At 60.1% G+C, this 19,205-nt stretch carries 18 protein-coding genes and 1 pseudogene; 8 read left to right on the plus strand and 11 right to left on the minus strand.

Annotated elements, in window-relative coordinates; genetic code table 11:
* Window positions 1-10: 10 nt before the first annotated feature.
* Entirely contained in the window at window positions 11-364 is a 354-nt protein-coding gene (locus FQ185_RS01780; protein ID WP_149415953.1) for a DUF1428 domain-containing protein, read from the minus strand.
* Window positions 365-380: 16 nt separating this feature from the next.
* Window positions 381-1,448 (minus strand): hypothetical protein, encoded by a 1,068-nt coding sequence (locus tag FQ185_RS01785; protein WP_149415954.1) that lies wholly within the window; start codon window positions 1,446-1,448, stop codon window positions 381-383.
* A 32-nt stretch (window positions 1,449-1,480) separates the two neighbouring features.
* On the opposite strand from FQ185_RS01785, the gene FQ185_RS01790 reads away from it, so the two are divergent.
* Together FQ185_RS01790 and FQ185_RS01795 are read left to right on the plus strand one after the other, a co-directional pair.
* Window positions 1,481-1,792, plus strand: coding sequence for a hypothetical protein (locus FQ185_RS01790; protein WP_149415955.1), 312 nt, complete (start codon window positions 1,481-1,483; stop codon window positions 1,790-1,792).
* The gene (locus tag FQ185_RS01795; RefSeq protein ID WP_149415956.1) at window positions 1,789-2,058 is read left to right on the plus strand and encodes a hypothetical protein; all 270 of its coding nucleotides are present in this window, start codon (window positions 1,789-1,791) and stop codon (window positions 2,056-2,058) included. The genes FQ185_RS01790 and FQ185_RS01795 overlap by 4 nt, the downstream gene beginning before the upstream one ends.
* Here the strand turns inward: FQ185_RS01795 and FQ185_RS01800 are convergent, their stop codons facing one another.
* Window positions 2,059-2,958: a LysR family transcriptional regulator gene (locus FQ185_RS01800; RefSeq protein WP_149415957.1), complete on the minus strand. Its 900-nt coding sequence runs from the start codon at window positions 2,956-2,958 to the stop codon at window positions 2,059-2,061.
* A gap of 135 nt (window positions 2,959-3,093) precedes the next feature.
* On the opposite strand from FQ185_RS01800, the gene FQ185_RS01805 reads away from it, so the two are divergent.
* Complete coding sequence (locus FQ185_RS01805; RefSeq protein ID WP_149415958.1) at window positions 3,094-4,548, plus strand: MFS transporter; 1,455 nt, start codon at window positions 3,094-3,096, stop codon at window positions 4,546-4,548.
* Window positions 4,549-4,673: 125 nt separating this feature from the next.
* Here FQ185_RS01805 and FQ185_RS01810 read toward each other — a convergent pair.
* From FQ185_RS01810 to FQ185_RS01825, 4 genes and pseudogenes are all read right to left on the minus strand, one after another.
* Window positions 4,674-5,386, minus strand: a pseudogene (locus FQ185_RS01810) (alpha/beta fold hydrolase); the annotation flags it as partial.
* 190 nt (window positions 5,387-5,576) lie between these two features.
* A complete protein-coding gene (locus tag FQ185_RS01815; protein ID WP_149415959.1) occupies window positions 5,577-6,809 on the minus strand; it encodes a nucleoside permease in 1,233 nt (410 codons plus the stop codon).
* A gap of 57 nt (window positions 6,810-6,866) precedes the next feature.
* Entirely contained in the window at window positions 6,867-7,970 is a 1,104-nt protein-coding gene (locus FQ185_RS01820; protein ID WP_149415960.1) for a sugar phosphate isomerase/epimerase, read from the minus strand.
* Entirely contained in the window at window positions 7,967-9,133 is a 1,167-nt protein-coding gene (locus FQ185_RS01825; RefSeq protein WP_149415961.1) for a Gfo/Idh/MocA family protein, read from the minus strand. The genes FQ185_RS01820 and FQ185_RS01825 overlap by 4 nt, the downstream gene beginning before the upstream one ends.
* A gap of 190 nt (window positions 9,134-9,323) precedes the next feature.
* Here FQ185_RS01825 and FQ185_RS01830 point away from each other — a divergent pair, with 190 nt between their 5' ends.
* Window positions 9,324-10,328, plus strand: a complete 1,005-nt coding sequence (locus FQ185_RS01830; RefSeq protein ID WP_149415962.1) for a LacI family DNA-binding transcriptional regulator — start codon at window positions 9,324-9,326, stop codon at window positions 10,326-10,328.
* On the opposite strand, the gene FQ185_RS01835 is transcribed toward FQ185_RS01830, so the two are convergent.
* A complete protein-coding gene (locus FQ185_RS01835; RefSeq protein WP_149415963.1) occupies window positions 10,325-10,735 on the minus strand; it encodes a DUF1801 domain-containing protein in 411 nt (136 codons plus the stop codon). The genes FQ185_RS01830 and FQ185_RS01835 overlap by 4 nt on opposite strands.
* Before the next feature lie 126 nt (window positions 10,736-10,861).
* On the minus strand, window positions 10,862-12,538 hold the full coding sequence (locus tag FQ185_RS01840) for an MFS transporter (protein ID WP_149415964.1): 1,677 nt from the start codon (window positions 12,536-12,538) through the stop codon (window positions 10,862-10,864).
* A gap of 464 nt (window positions 12,539-13,002) precedes the next feature.
* Here FQ185_RS01840 and FQ185_RS01845 point away from each other — a divergent pair, with 464 nt between their 5' ends.
* Window positions 13,003-13,266, plus strand: coding sequence for a DUF1652 domain-containing protein (locus tag FQ185_RS01845; protein ID WP_149415965.1), 264 nt, complete (start codon window positions 13,003-13,005; stop codon window positions 13,264-13,266).
* 107 nt (window positions 13,267-13,373) lie between these two features.
* Here FQ185_RS01845 and FQ185_RS01850 read toward each other — a convergent pair whose 3' ends face one another.
* Window positions 13,374-13,610 (minus strand): hypothetical protein, encoded by a 237-nt coding sequence (locus FQ185_RS01850; protein ID WP_149415966.1) that lies wholly within the window; start codon window positions 13,608-13,610, stop codon window positions 13,374-13,376.
* A gap of 193 nt (window positions 13,611-13,803) precedes the next feature.
* Here FQ185_RS01850 and FQ185_RS01855 point away from each other — a divergent pair, with 193 nt between their 5' ends.
* On the plus strand, window positions 13,804-15,567 hold the full coding sequence (locus tag FQ185_RS01855; protein ID WP_149415967.1) for an L-lactate permease: 1,764 nt from the start codon (window positions 13,804-13,806) through the stop codon (window positions 15,565-15,567).
* Between the two features lie 74 nt (window positions 15,568-15,641).
* On the opposite strand, the gene glcC is transcribed toward FQ185_RS01855, so the two are convergent.
* Entirely contained in the window at window positions 15,642-16,409 is a 768-nt protein-coding gene (gene glcC / locus FQ185_RS01860) for a transcriptional regulator GlcC (protein ID WP_149416145.1), read from the minus strand.
* 232 nt (window positions 16,410-16,641) lie between these two features.
* On the opposite strand from glcC, the gene glcD reads away from it, so the two are divergent.
* Both glcD and glcE read left to right on the plus strand, forming a co-directional pair.
* Window positions 16,642-18,141, plus strand: a complete 1,500-nt coding sequence (gene glcD / locus FQ185_RS01865; RefSeq protein ID WP_149415968.1) for a glycolate oxidase subunit GlcD — start codon at window positions 16,642-16,644, stop codon at window positions 18,139-18,141.
* On the plus strand, window positions 18,141-19,205 hold the full coding sequence (glcE, locus tag FQ185_RS01870) for a glycolate oxidase subunit GlcE (RefSeq protein WP_149415969.1): 1,065 nt from the start codon (window positions 18,141-18,143) through the stop codon (window positions 19,203-19,205). The genes glcD and glcE overlap by 1 nt, the downstream gene beginning before the upstream one ends.

Consider the following 19,205-nt stretch of genomic DNA (forward strand, 5'->3'; position numbering starts at 1 on the left):
CGGTGGGTTATCAAGCCTTCACGATCATTTCGAAACCGCCGAAGATCATCCTCTGGCCATCGAATGGCATCGCGTTCATGTCCGGTTGTATCCGCGGATCGGACATCACCTTTTCCATCCCGGTATCACGGGTGGCCTTATCGGGCCAGATGATCCACGAAAACACCACGGTTTCGTCGTCCTTGAGTTTCACGGCCATGGGAAACGACGTCACCTTGCCATCAGGCACGTCGTCACCCCAGCATTCGGCAAGGCTGAGCGCACCGTGCTCGATGAAAACGGCGGCGGCGGATTCGGCGTGTTGCTTGAACTTTTCGCGATTGGCGGTGGGTACGGCAATAACAAAACCATCTACATACGACATGGTCGTTCTCCTTGGGTTATGGGGCGATCTGCTGGGTAGTCGATTCGGTAGGGGTCCAATCGACCGCTCCGCTGCTCGAACTGACCGACGGTACTTCGGCGCTCCCGGCCAGATTGCCTTCGATCTGCGCCGCCAGGTACAGCGTCCCCGCCATTACGCCGGTCGTCGGGTTTTGCACCAGTTTCGTCCAGGCCTTGTCGAACGTATTGCCCAGGCTGCTGCGAATCAGCGCCTCGCTGTCAGGCCGGTCATTGGCCTGGATAATCGCGCGAATCCCCGCCACCCCCACGGAAATCAAGCCACCGGCCAATTTGCCCGCTGCGGCGGCCACTGCACTGGCCGCACCTCGCGGGACCATTTCGGCTTCCATTCGTTGGCTGGCGCGCTTGGCCACCGGCGCCATGGCGGTGTCTGTCGAGTCAACGCCCCTGTCGCCACCCGCCTTGTGGATCTTGTCGATCAACGCCGCATACGCCGGCAACGTGTTCAGAGGCTGGGTGTGCACGACCTGATAAAGCGACGCGTCCCTGGCGGGAGGCGGTCCCAGGGCGATGGCGGGGATTTTCTGGATCCGGCCGTTGAGCTGAGCCATCGGCACGCCGTGGCGCTGGGAGATTTTCTGCAGTTCTTCCTGAAGAATGTCCACGTAGAACGCCGTTGCGAGGCCGAGAATCGCGTCGGGATCGATCTCCACCGCAACCGGCGCCAGCACGCGCTGTTGGTATTGCTCCAGCAGATAAGCCGCCAGGCGCTTGGCCGAGGCATCCTGCTCACCCTTGGCGCTGAGGGTGTACCAGCTGACCTTCATCGATAGCCATTCCTGGGTCCAGTAGCTGCTGAACCATGGAATGAAGTTCTCTTCGGTCAATTGATAAACCCGTGTTCGCCAGTAATCCATGGCACCGCGCGCGTAGATTTTAGTTTGCTCGGTGGCCGATTGCGACGCTGCGACAATCTCCCGGTCCACCTGCTGCCAGGTGCTCTGGGAAATCACCACCGGCGCCACTTCCACCGGCGCACGCGCAGGCGTGACGCAGCCCGCCAACACCACCAACACGGCGACGATCAGCGAACGCAGGTTCAAGATCGTGGTGTCCTACAGTTTTCCCGAACGGAATGTTCGGCGCTAAAAAGACTTCTGATTTGAGTATAGGTGGCGGTAATTGCCCGTTCGTCTGGATGTTGGTGGCGCGGCTCAGGGCCTCAAAAACGCTGAAAGACCGACCATCACTTCTGTCGATATTCACCATCGCCGTGAATGCCTTCCGCTCAAAAACCGTCTGGCGCAGGATCCATCTCAACCCAAGACAGAACCCCGAAACGGAGGGGCGAATCATGATTATCCATCTCCTGACCTGCCTGGCCCTGACGGCCGTCACACTGAGCATTTTTTCCTGGTACGTCCTGACCGAGGAGCGCCCGTCATGATCCACACCGTTACCCTGGCCGTGAGCTTTCCGGTGTTCGGCACTAACTACTATTCCCAGTCATTCGTTTCCCGCAAAACGCTCGAACTGGTGTTCGACAAAGACTTCGAGGCGTTGCTGATGCCGGCCGCAGCAAACCACTTCAACAACGAAGTCGTTGGACTGAACGATCAGTTTCGGTTTTTGAACGATGTGCTGGTCGAACATTTGCTGGAGACTGAGATGGCGCAGGCCCCGTCACGGTCGGCGCGTCGGTTCACGTTTTGATCAGGTTTGGTCCTGCGCGCACACTTCCCGAAGGCACCCACGCAACCAGCGATGCACGGGATCGGCATCCTGCCGCGGATGCCAAAGCATGGCGACAGTGAACGCCGGCAAAGACAACGGAAGCGCAAAACTGTGCATTCCGGTGCGCAGGTTTGCGGTGTGCCGTTCAGGAACAGTGGCAATCAGATCGGTCGCCCGAGCGAGCGCTAAAGCCGTCGAGAAACCGGCGACGATGATCACTATCTGCCGCGTCAGCTCAAGCGGTTCCAGGGCTTCATCAACGGGCCCTTTGTCGAGCCCCCGCCGGGACACGCTGACGTGAGCTCCCGCCGCATAACGGGCGGACGTAATCTCCCCTTCACTCAATGGGTGGCCGATTCGCACAACACCGATGAAACGGTCCCGAAACAAGCCCTGGGTGCGCAGCTCCGGGCCAGCAGCCTTGCCCACCACACCGGTTTCCAGATCGACAGTTCCGTCGCGAAGTGAGGTGCTGTCCTTATCCGGTTTGTGCAGGAAGCGCAGACGCACACCTGGGGCTTGTTCGGCGATGCGCGCAATCAGGTCCGCGCCGAAGTTCTCCACAAAACCTTCACTGGTGCGCAGCGTGAATGTGCGGACCAGTTGTTTGAGGTCGGGCTGTTCGGCCGGGCGTAGAACTGCTTCGGCATCCTGCACCAGTTGACTGACCCGCTCGCGCAGTTCGAGCGCTCGCGGGGTTGCAACCAACCCTCGCCCCGCCCTGACCAGCAGCGGATCGCCAGTCGTTTCACGCAACCGTGCCAACGCCCGACTCATCGCCGACGGACTTAGCCGCAAGCGTTTGGCGGCGCGCGCCACGCTGCCTTCGGCGAGCAGCACATCGAGGGTGATCAGCAAGTTCAGATCGGGAGTAGACATGCATCGCTCCGCGCAAAAGTGATATGGCGTTCAACGCACGAATAAACTGCAAATGGTGCGTCTTCCGCCATGTTAGGCGCGGGCGTAGATTTCTGACAGCTCCACTTCGCGAGTTGCCAGAAACAGAGAGACAGGATGAAGCCAACTATCGCAGTAGCAGAGCGTGCGCAACCCACAACTTCCGTTCGGTGGGCGATGGCCAGCCTTTCATTCTCAATGCTGCTGTCCTCGCTCGGTACCAGCATCGCCAATGTGGGCTTGCCGACGTTTGCCCAGGTTTTCGACGCCTCTTTCCAGCACGTGCAATGGGTGGTACTCGCGTATCTGCTGGCCATCACCACACTGATCGTCAGCGTCGGCCGGCTCGGTGACATCACCGGCCGGCGGCAGTTGCTATTGATCGGTATCGGCGTGTTCACACTGGCTTCGGCCCTGTGCGGCTTCGCCCCCTCCCTCCCGCTGCTGATTGCCGCCCGGGCGCTGCAGGGTCTCGGTGCGGCAATCATGATGGCGCTGACCATGGCTTTTGTCGGCGAGACCGTCGCAAAGGCAAAAACCGGTAGCGCCATGGGTTTGCTGGGCACGATGTCGGCGATCGGCACCGCGATGGGGCCGTCGCTTGGCGGCATGCTGATCGCGGGGTTCGGCTGGCAGGCGATCTTCCTGATCACTGCTCCATTGGGTCTGTTGACGTTGCTGCTCGCCCATCGCTACCTGCCTGCTGATCGGCAGAAACCCAAACCTGGGCGAACCGGTTTCGACCCGCTGGGTACGTTGCTGCTGGCGCTGACGCTTGCGGCGTATGCGCTCGCCATGACCATTGGGCGAGGCAGTTTCGGGTTACTCAACATCGCCCTGCTGATGGCCGCTTTCCTGGGTCTGGGCGTGTTCTTGGTGACCGAGGCGAAGGTCGCCTCACCGCTGATTCGGCTGGCGATGTTTCGCGACCCAATGCTGAGCGCCAGCCTCGCCATGAGTACGCTCGTCGCGACCGTGATGATGGCGACACTCGTGGTCGGGCCGTTCTATCTCTCACAGGCGCTGGGATTTGATGCCGTCAGGGTCGGGCTGGTGTTGTCGGTCGGGCCGTTTGTCGCGGCGCTGACAGGTGTGCCTGCCGGGCGCATCGCCGACCGATTTGGCGCGCAACGCATAACCCTCGCTGGGCTCATCGCAATGGCGACCGGTTGCCTCATGCTTTCGCTGTTGCCGCTGACGTCCGGCATCGGTGGCTATATCGCCCCGATGGTCGTCATCACCCTTGGCTACGCCTTGTTCCAGACGGCCAACAACACGGCGGTCATGGCAAACGTCGTGCCCGATCAGCGAGGTGTGATCTCCGGCATGCTCAACTTGTCGCGAAACCTCGGGCTCATCACCGGGGCATCCGCGATGGGGGCGGTGTTCGCGCTCGCCTCAGCAGCCGCTGACATCACCACGGCACGGCCGGAAGTCGTTTCCGGCGGTATGCGGATCACGTTTGCCGTTGCGCTGGTGCTGATCGCCTCTGCCCTAGCCATCGCGATGGCAAGCCGGGTTCTGGCGATGCGGCGGTACATGACCTGCGATCCCGTGAATCAGCGCCATTGACTTTAGATGCATGCCGATTGCAGCGAAAGTGGCAGGTACAGCGAAAAAACACGGATCAGTCCAGGTCAGTAGATGAAAACCTCTTTGTGCATCCACCGGTCATTGAAGCCCTAACACTGAGGGGCGTGTTTGGCAAACAGCCGGGCATCTTCCACCGAGGTGTACTCATCCCATTCACCGTTGACTAACAGCAGCGGGATGTCGATGGCATCGGCACAGGCGACGTAGCAGTGGGTGTCCTGGGTCAGCACCTCATTGACGTGGAAATGCATCTGCCGGTATTCATGCTCGGCCAGGCTGCTGACATGGCGGTAATTAAAACGTTTGAACAGTGATGGCAGGTGCTTGCCGATCGTGCTGTTGATCAAGCGCCCGACATTGAGGCGATCGCAGCCCTGCAGATAGTTCAGGCCGCTCTCCAGATAATCACGCATCGGCGTACTGATCCGCGCCGAGAATGAATTGATCACCGCCTTCTCGATTCGTCTCGGCTGCTGAGCCAGTGCCAGCAAAGTCGCCGCCCCGCCCCAGGAAAAGGACAGCACATGGTCCACGCTAAAGTGCTCGATCAATTCCAGCAGGATCTGCGCCTCGTCTTCCTTGCGGATTGGCTGATCGTGGCGGTTGTGCAGTCTAGATTGCCCGGCGTAGGGCTGATCGTAGAGAACCACGTTGAATCGTGGTTGCAGGTAACGCACCGTTTTGGCAAAAAGGACGCGGTGGTTGCCAGCGAGCCGTTGACCAGAATGATGGTCTTGTCAGAGGCGGTGTTGAGATAGTGCTCGGTATAAACCTTGTACTTCTCGCAAATCTCGATAATCGCAGTTTGCGGCATCATGTCTTTCTTCCCTGAACCAATTGGACTGAACGCACAGCGTAAAGCGTGCCCGTATGGCTCCCTTGACCGATCAGGCACTGACTGGCCGGACGCTCAGAGTTAAGCAGGGGTTTCCCCGTCTGCAAGAAAAACAGCCGCAAAAAAAGCCGCCCGAAGGCGGCTTGGTTTTCTTGTCCGACAGCTCTCGTTATCAGACAGTCGATTGCACAACCGTCGGCTGCCGCCCCTTGAACGTCAGCGAAAAACAGAAAAAAATCGCCAGAGCAAAACCTGCGGGAAACAACCAGATGCTTTTCCAGTCATGGCTGTCCGCTGAGGCGTAGTGGTCGGTCACCTGCCCTGCCACCCAAAAGCCGATCAGCATGCCCAGGCCGTAAGTCGCCAGGGTGATCAAGCCTTGGGCCGAGCTTCTGAAACGTTCCGAGGCTTTGGCGTCGGTGTAGATCTGGCCCGAGACGAAGAAAAAGTCGTAGCAGATGCCGTGCAGGGCGATGCCGGTAAACAACATGATGGCCAGATCGCCATTGTTGCCGTAGGCGAACAACAGGTAGCGCAAGGCCCACGCCAGCATCCCCACCAACAGTGCGATTTTGATCCCGAAGCGATGAATGAACAGCGGCAGAAGCAGCATGAACAGTACTTCGGAGACCTGACCGATGGCCATTTTCGCCGTAGGGTTGGTCACGCCGATTTCCGCCAGAAACGGATTGGCATTCTGGTAATAAAACGCCAGCGGAATGCAGATCAAGATGGAGGCAATGAAGAACACCAGATAGCTGCGGTCTTTGAGCAAACCCAGGGCGTCCAGCCCGAGCATTTGCTTGAGGCCGCCGCTGCCCGCCTCAGGCTTCAGCGGTGCGGTGCGTGGCAAGGTGAAGCTGTAGAGCCCCAGAACGAGCGATGCAATCGCCGACATCAGAAAGGTATTGCGCAGCCCGCCTGACGAAATCGCGGCCTGGGAGTCCCAGGCAAACACAAAACTGATCACCACGCCGGCGACAATCCAGCCAATGGTGCCCCACACGCGGATGCGGGAAAACTCCAGGGCCGGGTCGCTCATTTGCCGGAACGCAACGGAATTCACCAATGCCAGGGTCGGCATGTAGATCATCATGTAGGCCAGCACGAACGGATAAAACGTGCTGAAGTCAGGCGCTCGATACAGCTGATACAGCAACACCGCGCCCACCAGGTGCAGCACCGCGAGGATGCGCTCGGCATTGAAGAAACGGTCGGCGATCAAACCGATCACGAAGGGCGCAATGATCGCACCCCAGGACTGTGTCGAGAACGCCATGCCGATCTGCCCGCCACTGGCGCCCAGGTTACTGGCAAGGAAAGTACCGAGGGTGACGAACCATCCACCCCAGATAAAGAACTGCAGGAACATCATTGCGCTCAGTCGCGCAGTCATCGTGGTCATAACAGTCACCGTCTTATTGTTTTTCTTTTTTGGAGAGAGGGCCAAACAAGGTTGAATTCAGGCGTCGGGCAACCCCAGCAGTCGTCGATTGAAGCCTTCGTCGGACGACACGCTGGCGAAATCGTCGAAGGCCTTTTGGGTCTTGGTGATCATGTGCTGCTCAATGAACGCCGCCCCTTCTGCTGCGCCCTGCGCCGAATCCTTCAGGCAACATTCCCACTCAAGCACCGCCCAACCGGCGAAGTCGTATTGGGTGAGTTTGCTGAAGATCGATTTGAAATCAATCTGGCCATCGCCCAGAGAACGGAAGCGCCCCGGCCGCTCGACCCACCCCTGATAGCCGCCATAGACACCCGAACGCGCATCGGGCCGGAACTCGGCGTCCTTGACGTGGAACATGCGGATGCGGTCGTGGTAGCGATCGATGAAGCCCAGGTAGTCCATTTGCTGGAGCAGCAGATGACTGGGGTCATACAGGATGGCGGCGCGAGGATGATGATCGACAGCCTCCAGAAAACGCTCGAACGAAGCGCCGTCGTGCAGGTCTTCGCCAGGGTGGATCTCGTAGCACAGGTCGACGCCCGCCTCTTCGAAACAATCGAGGATCGGCAACCAGCGCTTGGCCAGTTCTGCAAAGCCTTGCTCGACCAAACCACTCGGCCTCTGCGGCCACGGGTAGATGTAGGGCCAGAGCAGCGCGCCGGAGAAGGTCGCGTGCGCCTTCAATCCCAAGCGCTGACTGGCGCGGGCCGCCAGCTTCAATTGATCGATGGCCCACTCGGTGCGCGCCTGAGGCTGGCCGCGCAGATGGGCCGGTGCGAAGTCGTCGAACAGCGTGTCGAACGCCGGGTGCACCGCCACCAGTTGGCCTTGCAGATGCGTCGACAGCTCGCTGATTTCGACGCCTGCTTGTGCGCAAACGGCGTTCAATTCATCGCAGTAACGTTGGCTTTCGGCGGCGCGCGTCAGGTCGATGAACTGGTTGCCAAGCGTCGGCAGTTGAATGGCTTTGTAGCCTTGCGACGCCGCCCAATGGGCAATGTTGGCCAGGGTATCGAAAGGCGCTTCGGCGGACATGAACTGCGCGAGGAAAATCCCCGGGCCACGCGGGCCTGATGAGGTTGTGGCGTTTTCGTTCACGGCAGGGTTCTCCAGAGTCATGGGGTGCAGACCAGTTCGGTCCACTTGGCGTCGCCGCAATGGTTGGCGATCACGGCCTCGATGAAGGCCATGCCGCGCAGCCCGACCTCGATTCCGGGTACGCCGGGAGCACCGTTGCCCACGACTTCACCGCGAATGGCGTTGGCAAAATCGCCGTAGAGGTTGGCCATGGCCTCGAGATAGCCTTCGGGGTGTCCGGCGGGCAAACGCATGCGCTGACTGGCGGCCTCGCACAACCAGGGCTGGCCGACACCGGAACGCAAGATGCGCATGGGTTGATCGAGGGCGCGATGGATCAGGCTGGCGGGTTCTTCCTGACGCCACTCCAACCCGCCCTTGTCACCGTAGACGCGAATCTTCAGCGGGTTTTCTTCGCCGGCGCAGACCTGGCTGGCGATCAGCACGCCGCTTGCGCCGTCGGCCATCTTGAACAGCATCGCGGCGTCATCGTCCAGTTGACGGCCAGCGATGTGCGTACTCAACAGGGCGCACAGGTGCTGGACGGGTTGATCCGCCACGAACTCCGCCAGGGAAAACGCATGCGTACCGATATCACCAATGCAACCACCCAATCCGGACAGCTCGGGCCGGTCTCGCCATTCAGCCTGCTTGTTGCCCTGTCCGGCCACGTCCTGGCTGAGCCAGCCTTGCGGATACTCGACAATCACCTTGCGCACCGCGCCGATCACCCCGCTGCGCACCATCTCGCGCGCTTGCCAGACCATCGGGTAACCCAGGTACGTGTGGGCCAGGCCATAAAGACGATTGCTGCGGCTGAGCACGCCTTTCAGCGCCAGCATCTCGGATAAATTCAGTGCCGCGGGTTTTTCGCTGAACACGTGAAAACCCGCGCTCAGTGCCTGGCTGGCAACCGGCGCGTGCAGGTGATTAGGGGTGACGATCACCACCAGTTCCATGCGCTGCTCTGCGGGTAGCAGGCGCTCCGCCTCGATCATGTGCTGCCAGTCGCTGTAGCAGCGCGAAGCGGGCAAGCCCAGCGCCGTGCCGGTGTTCTGATTGTTTTGTGGGTCTCGGCTGAACGCGCCGCACACCAGTTCAAAACGACCATCGAGCCCGGCGGCCTGACGGTGGGCCTTGGCGATAAAAGCGCCCTCGCCGCCCCCGACAAAGCCGATTCTTATTTTTTGTACTGCAACATTCATCGCAACTGTTCTCTGATTGAGGTGGTTTTCAGGCTTAAAACAGGGCCATGATGTAACCGGTTACATCGTGACTGAAATTTAGGCCCAGTTGTGCGAGGTGTCAAACCCCCGATTAAAATCCACAGGCATTTCAGGGCATGGCCGACCTGCGGTAAGCTCGCCGGCCGCGCTGTTCGATAACGAGGTGGTCTTGTCCAATATCCGTGAAGTAGCCCGGCTTGCCGGCGTCTCGGTGGCCACGGTGTCCAGAACACTGAAGTCGCCTGAGCGCGTGCTCCCCGACACCCGGGACAAGGTCAATGCCGCCGTGGAAAAGGCCGGTTACCGGCCGAACCTGATGGCGGTGCAGTTTCGCTCGCGCAAAACCGGCAACCTGGTGATTCTGGTGCCGGCCATCGCCAACACATTTTTCGCACGGGTCATCAGCGGCGCCCAACAGGCGGCCCAGGCGGCCGGGTACCGGCTTCTGCTGTGCGACACCCAGGGTCGCGAGGAAATCGAACGGGAATTCGCCGAATTGGTGTACGCGCATCAGGCCGATGGCGTGATCCAGTTGCGCGCCTACGACCCTTTCGAAGCGCCCTTCCCCAGCGCCGAAATACCGCCCATCGTCAATGCCTGCGAGGTGATTCAAGGCGGCCGCCATCCCACCATCAGCCTCGATAACCGCGCGGCAGCCAAGGCCATGACCGAGCATCTGATCGAACTGGGCCACCGCCGGATCGGCCTGATCAAAGGCCCGAAAAGCAGCCCGCTGACCCGCGATCGCGTGGCCGGTTATCAGGATGCATTGCGCCAGACCGGCATCGCGTCCGACCCCGCATTGATCTGCCACGGTGACTTCAGTTTGAAGGCAGGTCTCGACGGTGCGGCAGCGATGCTGGAGCTGCCCGACCGTCCCACCGCGCTGTTTTGCGAAAACGATGAAATGGCCATCGGCGCATTGAAACGAATCAAGCAACAGGGCTTGCGCGTACCCGAAGATATTTCACTGGTAGGTTTCGACGACATCCCCTTCGCGGCGTATTGCGACCCGCCGCTGACCACTATCGCCCAACCCGCCGAAGCTTTTGGCCAGAAAGCTGTCGAGATGTTGATTGCCCTGATTGAGAAAAAACCGATTGCACAGCGTCATGTGGTGTTGCCGTTTGAGTTGACGTTGCGCAATAGCACGGCGGTGGCCAACGACCGTTAACTGCAAGCAGCCGTGTTGAGAGCCACGGCCGCGTGAATGAGCGCCTTCAATGCTTTTTCATCAATGCTGTCGCCCTCATGAACATCAATCGCACGTCGGATATTGCCTTCCAGGCTGGAGTTGAAAAGACCCGAAGGGTCCTCCAGCGAGGCGCCCTTGGCGAACGTCATCTTCACGACACTCTTGTAGGTCTCACCGGTACAGATGATTCCGGCGTGCGACCACACCGGCACCCCTCTCCACTTCCACTCCTCGACCACGTCGGGGTCGGCCTGCCTGATGAGCATGCGGACCCGACCGAGCGTTTCGCCCCGCCAATCATTCAGCTCCTTGATTCTCGCGTCTATCAACTCAGAGGCAGAGCTTGCCGCCCCTTCATCTTTGGAACCGGTGTTTTCCTTCTTCATGACGGTCGTCGTCCTCTTCAGGGCGATTGCTGCTCGCGCGCACTTGAGTATAGGGGCCCGCTTCGCCAATGAGCGTGGCGCCTCGGTGCTTGCCCTCTCCTTCACGGGAGAGGGCAAGTGCCCACCTTATGTGTGATGAATGTCCCGGTCCTTGGTTTCCGGCAGGAAGAAGGTGCCAAGAATCGCCGTCATCACCGCGATGACGATGGGGTACCACAGCCCATAGTAGATATCACCCGTGGCCGCGACCATGGCGAATGCCACCGTGGGCAGAAAACCGCCGAACCAGCCATTGCCGATGTGGTACGGCAGCGACATCGAGGTGTAGCGGATGCGCGCCGGGAACAGTTCCACCAGCCAGGCGGCGATCGGGCCGTAGACCATGGTCACGTAGATCACCAGGATGGTCAGGAGCAGCAGCACCATCGGGTAGTTGGTCTTGGCCGGGTCGGCCTTCTCGGGGTAGCCAGCGTCCTTGAGCGCGGTGCCGAGGGTGGCGGTGAAGGCGTCGTTGCGGGTCTTGAAGTCGGCGGCCGGCATGCCGGTGCCTTCGAAGCTCGCGATCACCTTGTCGCCGATGCGCACCTGCGCGACCGTACCGGGCTCGGCCTTCTCGTTTTTGTAGGGTATGGCCCTCTTCGCCAGCACAGTCTTGGCGAGGTCACAGGAGCTGGTGAATTTGGCCTTGCCCACCGGGTCGAACTGGAACGAGCACTGATTGGGATCGGCGATCACCGTGACCGGGTTTTTCTCCTGCGCGATGAACACATCGGGGTTACCGTATTGGGTCAACGCATGGAAGATCGGGAAGTAGGTCAACGCCGCGAGGATGCAGCCGGCCATGATGATCCCTTTGCGGCCGATGCGGTCGGACAGGCTGCCGAATATGACGAAGAACGGCGTGCCGATCAGCAGGGAGCCGGCAATCAACAGGTTGGCGGTCTGCGGTTCGATCTTGAGTGTTTGCAGCAGGAAGAACAGCGCATAGAACTGCCCGGTGTACCAAACCACCGCTTGGCCGGCAGTCCCGCCGAGCAACGCCATAATCACTATCTTCAGGTTGTCCCAACGGGCGAAGGATTCGGTCAGCGGCGCCTTGGAGGACTTGCCTTCAGCTTTCATTTTCAGGAACACCGGCGACTCGCTGAGTTGCAGGCGGATGTACACCGAGACGATCAGCAGCAGGATCGACAGCAGGAACGGTATCCGCCAGCCCCAGGCCTCAAAGGCTTCGGTGCCGAGGATGGTGCGGCAAGCGAGGATCACCAGCAACGAAAGGAATAGACCGAGGGTCGCGGTGGTCTGGATCCACGAGGTGAAGTAACCGCGTTTGCCTTTGGGCGCGTGCTCGGCCACGTAGGTCGCCGCCCCGCCGTACTCACCGCCCAGCGCCAGGCCTTGCAACAGGCGCAGGGTGATCAGGATGATCGGCGCTGCCACCCCGATGGTCGCGTAGCCGGGCAGAAAGCCCACTATGGCCGTCGAGATACCCATGATGACAATGGTGATGAGGAAGGTGTGCTTTCGCCCGATCATGTCGCCCAGTCGGCCGAACACAATGGCGCCAAAGGGGCGTACGGCGAAGCCCGCGGCAAACGCGAGCAGTGCAAAGATGAAGGACGTTGTCTCATTGACGCCGGCGAAGAAGTGCTTGGCAATGATCGCGGCGAGAGAGCCATAGAGATAGAAGTCGTACCATTCAAACACGGTGCCCAGGGAAGAGGCGAAAATGACCTTGCGCTCCTCCTTGGTAATCCCGTGGTGGGGCGCACTGCCCGAGGTTGTGTTGTCGATTGCGGCCATGAGTCTTCTCCGTCGTTCTTGTAATAGGCCGGAGTACCTCACTACCTCTTTGCCGCACCCAGGCCCTTGGGCTGATGTCGTCGGATTACGGATTGCGCGAAGCATGCACACAGGCTGACGGCCTCGCATCGCTGCAAGGTTTCTTGAAGCATAATCGGCTTCGCGCAGATATCCACTCGCCACCCGCTCAAACCCACGCAGGCGGGCCTTTGAATAGCTATTCAGGCCTGCGAAATCTCAAAAACGGCAGAAAAACCTGATGCGATGGACCGCGATTAACGCGCAGGATTTCCCGCCGCGACACCTAAAACGGTCTAATCCTTCGGGAGTGCTCAGGTCTACACTGGACCATGGGCTCCGCCAACTCAGTTCAAGGGGCCCGTCCAGCGCCTACATTTTTTGAGGTTTCTGCACTCCCGTTCTGACAAAAGTCATTTGGCTGACTCCCGTCAAGGTACGTCGCCATGTTATCGACACTCGAACTACGCCATCTCGTTGAACAAAGCTTCCTCCCCACCCGCTGCAAATGTACGGTCGACCCGGCAGCCGCTCTGACAGTGCGCTTTTATCAAGGCACCTCCAATCAGGAAGTTCTCACTGTCACCGGGATCCCGGTTGCACAACTCAACAGCAATTATGCAATCACGAGCCTTATCGCTGATCTGCGCTCCGACCTCGAACGTGTCACCCCGCCGGGTTCCGGCGGATTCGTTGTCAGTCCGCGCTGAATACCGACGACTCTATGGTGCTTCCTGGGGCCGCTGAATCCTGTTCCGGTGGTTCCCCAGGATGATCGTCCTGGCCTGCGCCCGCGACTATCTGCTGCGACGAAGCCTCACAGCGTTCTTTGGCCGTTGCCGATGCCTCTCGCATTTTCGATTGCCCAATCCAGGGCGGCCTCCATGTCCAACAGATGGGGTTTTGGATCGTGATCCTCAAGGATCGCCGAACCGTCCGGCCGGTAAACACCGATGAACATCTGCAGTGAGCCGTCCCTCAATATTTCGGCTTTGACCTCGATCTTGCATCCATTCGACAGCGTTTCCTTGTGGACCATATGGCGCTCAGTCATTGTTGCACTCCTCTTGTTGTCGACGCCCGGGTAACGCCTGAATCTATTGGCCATATTAGCCCAGCGAGGCCAGCCCAAAGCGCTCATTCACGAGAAAGACAGCCCAACAGGACAGCGGCGTAATGCCACCTATACTAGAAGCCACCGCCCCCTCGGGGTCTGCATTCCCAACAATAAAAAGCAGAGGTGGAACATGGTCTGGCAGCAAATCTACGATCCGTTCGGTAACCCGGTGCTTTCCACCATCATGGCAGCAGTGCCAGTCGTGGTGATGCTGGCAGCCCTGGCGTTTTTCCATGTCAAGGCGCATCTGGCCGCATTGATGGCCCTCGCATCTGCGCTGGTGATTGCGATCTTCGCCTTCGGCATGCCGGCGAACATGGCGGGCTCGGCCGCGCTTTACGGCGCCGCCAACGGCTTGCTGCCCATTGGCTGGATCGTGCTCAACATCATCTTCCTGCACCGACTGACGACCGAAAACGGCTCGTTCAAAGTGCTGCAAGATTCTCTGGCGCGCATCACCGACGATCGACGCCTGCAATTGCTGCTGATTGCCTTCTGCTTCGGCGCCTTCTTCGAAGGGGCCGCCGGTTTCGGCACACCCGTGGCGGTGACCGGGGCGATTCTGATCGGGCTGGGCTTCTCGCCTCTGGCAGCGTCTGGCCTGGCGTTGATCGCCAACACCGCGCCCGTGGCGTTCGGCGCCTTGGGTACGCCGATCATTACACTCGCCAAGGTGACCGGGCTGGACGAGATGGAACTGTCGATGATGGTCGGCCGGCAATTACCGTTCTTCTCGGTGATTGTGCCGTTCTGGTTGATCTGGGCCTTTGCCGGCTGGCGCAAGATGCTGGAAATCTGGCCGGCGATTCTGGTGGCCGGTGTCAGCTTCGCGGTGCCGCAGTTCCTGGTGTCCAACTACCACGGCCCGATGCTAGTGGACGTGATCGCCGCGCTGGTTTCCATGGCCTGCCTGACCGGTTTCCTCAAGGTCTGGAAGCCGGCCACCATCCATACCTCCGCAGCCCTCTCAGGTCGCGTCGACAACTCCAAAATAGCTGAGGAGCATGACGAAAAACCGGTCGCCAGCGCCACCTTTGCCAGCGATGCAAAACCTGCGGTGATGCGTGCGTGGATGCCGTGGATCATCCTCACGGTTTTCGTTTTCGCCTGGGGCACCCAGAGCTTCAAAAACATGTTCGATACCCGCCCGGCGATTGATCCGGTCACCAACTCGGCCAAGCTCGACCCACAGGGCAAGCCGATGCGCGAAGCAAACCCGATCTTCGCCCCGGTCGTGACGTTTGGCACGATTCACCAGCAAATCGAGAAAGTCCCGCCGGTGGTGCCTACGCCGAAAACCGAGGAAGCGGTCTACAAGTTCACCTGGCTCACCAGCACCGGTAGCGGCATCCTGCTGGCGGCGATCCTCGGCGGGTTGCTGATGGGCTATTCCATCCCGCAACTGATTCACCAATACCTGCGAACGATCTGGGTCGTGCGTTACTCGCTGATCACGATCGTCGCGATGCTCGCCCTGGGCTTCCTCACCCGATATTCGGGACTCGATGCAACGATGGGCCTGGCCTTCGCTGCGACAGGGATCTTCTACCCCATGTTCGGCACCCTCCTCGGCTGGCTCGGCGTAGCCTTGACCGGTTCGGATACGGCGTCCAACGTCCTGTTCGGCGGCTTGCAACGGGTGACCGCCGAGCAATTGGGGATCAGCCCGGTGTTGATGGCCGCTGCCAACAGCTCCGGCGGGGTCATGGGCAAGATGGTCGATGCCCAATCGATCGTGGTGGCATCCACCGCCACCCGCTGGTACGGGCATGAAGGGGAAATCCTGCGTTACGTGTTCTTCCACTCGATCATCCTGGCGATTCTGGTCGGTGGGTTGGTGACGTTGCAGGCATATGTGGCGCCGTTCAGCAGTATGGTCGTCGGCGGGCATTGATCGATAACGCCGCGCTTTCTTCCTCGTAACCCATTCACCATGCCCGGGTTTACCACCCGGGCCATGGCGGGGTCTTACGCCCACCCCTCAAGCCGCAGCGTGGCCCGCACCAGCCGTTGTTCCTCGCCTTCAATTTCCTTGAGGTTCTCGCAGATGCTCTGGATGTGTGCGATGGCCGCCTTGCGCGCCTGCTCCGGCATGCGGCCGGTCACGGCGTTGTAGAGGCGCGCATGGTGGCGGTCAATCTGCTTTTTTTGCGTTTCGCGGTGGTAGAGATTGTTGACCGAGGCAAAGACTGTGTTGAGCAGCAAGTCGGTCAGCGAGCGCAAGGTCTGCACCAGCACCGGGTTGTGCGAGGCTTCGCAGATTGCCAGGTGAAACGCATGATCGAGCCGGGCATGAGCGCAGGCATCCAGCGAACGGCTATGGGCATCGAGCAACGCCTCATAGGCGCGGGTGATCAGGACAAAATCGGCTTCCGTGCCACGCAAGGCTGCCAGGCGCGCGGACTCGCCCTCGAGCAGGCTACGGACCTCGAATAAATCGTAGAGCGTGCGTGGCTGCGAGCTGAACAAATGCATCAGCGGTGACGCGCCACCATGCCCCGAAAGATCGGCAACGAAGGAGCCCTTGCCCTGCTCCGTCTTGATAATTCCCCGGGCACGCAGCAGTTTCAGCCCTTCGCGAAGTGCGGTGCGCGACACGCCGAGTTTTTCGGTCAGCCGGCGCTCTGAAGGCAGCAGTTGCCCGGTCTTGAGCACGCCATCCACGATCAGCCGCTCTATCCGCTCGCACACCACGTCGGCTACTTGCGGGTTACGGCCTGTTTCCACCCTTTCCATCAAACCTCCAACTGGTACGACCAGTTCCATCGCCAAAATCAGACACGTCCCCTCAAGAACTTAACCATCTGTTTTTTATGACCTTTAAACGTTTATAAAAAAAATAGCGATTAAAAAACTGGTTCGACCAGTCAAACAACGCATAGACAGTAGAACGCCTCAGGCCAATGATGCAAGTGAGCAGTATCCGGATAACAGACCTCTTATAAAAACAAGCGAGTGTCGTGCACCGATGAACATTCTCTACGACGAACGCGTTGACGGCGTCCTGCCTGACGTCGACAAGAACGCGCTGTTGCAGGCCCTGCAAACGCAGTTGCCCGACCTGGAAATCCTGCATCAGAAAGAACAACTCAAACCGTACGAATGCGACGGACTCTCCGCTTACCGCACCACGCCGATGTTAGTGGTGCTGCCGCGCCACATCGATCAGGTCCAGGCCGTGCTTCGGGTCTGCCACGAACGGCAGGTGCCTGTCGTCGCACGCGGTGCGGGCACTGGTTTGTCTGGCGGTGCGTTGCCACTGGAAAAAGGGGTGCTGCTGGTGATGGCGCGCTTCAACAACATTCTGCAGATTGACCCCGCCGCCCGCACAGCAAGAGTCCAGCCAGGCGTGCGCAATCTTGCTATCTCCCAGGCGGCAGCACCGTTTGACTTGTACTACGCGCCGGACCCCTCCTCCCAGATCGCCTGCTCCATCGGCGGCAATGTGGCGGAAAACGCCGGTGGCGTGCATTGCCTCAAATACGGTCTGACCGTGCACAACCTGCTCAAGGTCGACATCCTGACCGTCGACGGCGAACACCTGACCCTGGGCTCCGAAGCGCTCGATTCGCCCGGCTTCGATCTGCTGGCGTTGTTCACCGGTTCCGAAGGCATGCTCGGGGTGATCACCGAAGTCACGGTCAAACTGCTGCCCAAACCGCAGACCGCCAAGGTGCTGCTGGCAGCGTTCGATTCCGTGGAAAAAGCGGGTCGTGCCGTGGGTGACATTATTGCCGCCGGCATCATCCCTGGCGGTCTGGAAATGATGGACAACCTGGCCATTCGTGCCGCCGAAGACTTCATCCACGCGGGGTATCCGGTGGACGCCGAAGCCATTCTGCTGTGCGAACTCGATGGCGTTGAAGCCGACGTCTCTGATGACTGCGACCGCGTGCGCCAGGTGCTGGAACACGCTGGCGCCACCGAAGTGCGCCTGGCCCGTGATGAGGCTGAGCGCGTGCGCTTCTGGGCCGGGCGCAAGAATGCCTTCCCGGCGGTGGGCCGCCTCTCACCGGATTACTACTGCATGGACGGCACGATCCCGCGCCGCGAACTGCCCGGCGTATTGCACGCGATCGCCGCGTTGTCGGCCGAGTACGACCTGCGGGTGGCCAACGTTTTCCATGCCGGCGACGGCAATATGCACCCGTTGATTCTGTTCGATGCCAATCAACCCGGTGAACTCGATCGCGCCGAAGCGCTGGGCGGCAAGATCCTCGAATTATGCGTGAAAGTCGGCGGCAGCATTACCGGTGAACACGGCGTGGGCCGCGAGAAAATCAATCAGATGTGCGCGCAGTTCAATAGCGATGAACTGACCGTGTTCCATGCCGTTAAGGCCGCGTTTGACCCCAGCGGTTTACTCAACCCCGGCAAGAACATTCCCACCCTGCACCGCTGCGCCGAGTTTGGCGCCATGCACGTCCATATGGGTCAGATGCCCTTCCCTGAACTGGAGCGTTTCTGATGCGCAGCGAACACGGTATGGATGATAGCGGCCCGCTGCTGGAGCAGGTCAACCAGGCCCTGCAAAACGCCACGCCGTTGCGCATCCAGGGCTCCAACAGCAAGGCGTTCCTGGGGCGCATCGTGGCGGGTGAAGTGCTCGACACGCGTTCCCATCGGGGCATCGTCAGCTACGACCCGACGGAACTGGTGATCACCGTCCGCTGCGGCACGCCACTGGCAGAATTATCCGAAGTGCTGGACGCGGCCCAGCAGATGCTCCCTTGTGAACCGCCCTCCTTCGGTGAAAACGCCACGGTAGGCGGCATGATCGCCAGCGGACTCTCGGGGCCGCGACGCCCGTGGTCAGGCTCCGTGCGCGATTTCGTCCTCGGGACGCGCGTCATCACTGGACACGGCAAGCATTTGCGCTTCGGCGGCGAGGTCATGAAAAACGTCGCCGGCTACGATCTGTCGCGACTGATGGCCGGCAGCTACGGTTCGCTTGGTGTGATTACCGAAGTCTCGCTCAAGGTCCTGCCCAAGCCGCGTCAAACCTCAAGCATCAGCCTGGACATCGACAGCGATCGCGCTTTGTTGCGCCTCGCAGAATGGGGTCAGCAACCGTTGCCAATCAGTGCCGCGTGCCACGATGGCCGGCAATTGCACCTCAGATTTGAAGGTGGCGAAGGCTCGGTGGCTGCGGCTCATGACCGTTTGGGTGGCGAGCTGCTGGACGCTTCGTACTGGGCAGATCTCAACGAGCAGCGCTTGAGTTTCTTCGATGAAGATCAGCCGCTTTGGCGCCTGTCCTTGCCCAACAACACCGCAAAACTGTCCTTGCCCGGCCGCCAACTGATCGATTGGGGCGGCGCCCAGCGCTGGCTCAAATCCAATGCCGAAGAAGCGTTTATTCGTAAAGTCGTGGAAGAGGTCGGCGGACACGTGACCTGCTACAGCCACGGACTGATCGACAGCCCTTTCCAACCGTTACCCGACGCACTGATGCGTTACCACCGGAACCTGAAGCAACAACTTGACCCCCGGGGCATCTTCAACCCCGGTCGCCTGTACGCGGAGCTTTGA

Source organism: Pseudomonas sp. ANT_H12B, from assembly GCF_008369325.1.
Lineage (GTDB): Bacteria > Pseudomonadota > Gammaproteobacteria > Pseudomonadales > Pseudomonadaceae > Aquipseudomonas.

Excerpts from the sequence above, each read along its gene's own strand:
- FQ185_RS01780 (WP_149415953.1), bottom strand. The coding sequence starts at position 364 with ATGTCGTATGTAGATGGTTTTGTTATTGCCGTACCCACCGCCAATCGC.
- FQ185_RS01790 (WP_149415955.1), top strand. The coding sequence starts at position 1,481 with ATGTTCGGCGCTAAAAAGACTTCTGATTTGAGTATAGGTGGCGGTAAT.
- FQ185_RS01795 (WP_149415956.1), top strand. The coding sequence starts at position 1,789 with ATGATCCACACCGTTACCCTGGCCGTGAGCTTTCCGGTGTTCGGCACT.
- FQ185_RS01800 (WP_149415957.1), bottom strand. The coding sequence starts at position 2,958 with ATGTCTACTCCCGATCTGAACTTGCTGATCACCCTCGATGTGCTGCTC.
- FQ185_RS01805 (WP_149415958.1), top strand. The coding sequence starts at position 3,094 with ATGAAGCCAACTATCGCAGTAGCAGAGCGTGCGCAACCCACAACTTCC.
- FQ185_RS01815 (WP_149415959.1), bottom strand. The coding sequence starts at position 6,809 with ATGACCACGATGACTGCGCGACTGAGCGCAATGATGTTCCTGCAGTTC.
- FQ185_RS01820 (WP_149415960.1), bottom strand. The coding sequence starts at position 7,970 with ATGACTCTGGAGAACCCTGCCGTGAACGAAAACGCCACAACCTCATCA.
- FQ185_RS01825 (WP_149415961.1), bottom strand. The coding sequence starts at position 9,133 with ATGAATGTTGCAGTACAAAAAATAAGAATCGGCTTTGTCGGGGGCGGC.
- FQ185_RS01835 (WP_149415963.1), bottom strand. The coding sequence starts at position 10,735 with ATGAAGAAGGAAAACACCGGTTCCAAAGATGAAGGGGCGGCAAGCTCT.
- FQ185_RS01840 (WP_149415964.1), bottom strand. The coding sequence starts at position 12,538 with ATGGCCGCAATCGACAACACAACCTCGGGCAGTGCGCCCCACCACGGG.
- FQ185_RS01845 (WP_149415965.1), top strand. The coding sequence starts at position 13,003 with ATGTTATCGACACTCGAACTACGCCATCTCGTTGAACAAAGCTTCCTC.
- FQ185_RS01850 (WP_149415966.1), bottom strand. The coding sequence starts at position 13,610 with ATGACTGAGCGCCATATGGTCCACAAGGAAACGCTGTCGAATGGATGC.
- FQ185_RS01855 (WP_149415967.1), top strand. The coding sequence starts at position 13,804 with ATGGTCTGGCAGCAAATCTACGATCCGTTCGGTAACCCGGTGCTTTCC.
- glcC (WP_149416145.1), bottom strand. The coding sequence starts at position 16,409 with ATGGAAAGGGTGGAAACAGGCCGTAACCCGCAAGTAGCCGACGTGGTG.
- glcD (WP_149415968.1), top strand. The coding sequence starts at position 16,642 with ATGAACATTCTCTACGACGAACGCGTTGACGGCGTCCTGCCTGACGTC.
- glcE (WP_149415969.1), top strand. The coding sequence starts at position 18,141 with ATGCGCAGCGAACACGGTATGGATGATAGCGGCCCGCTGCTGGAGCAG.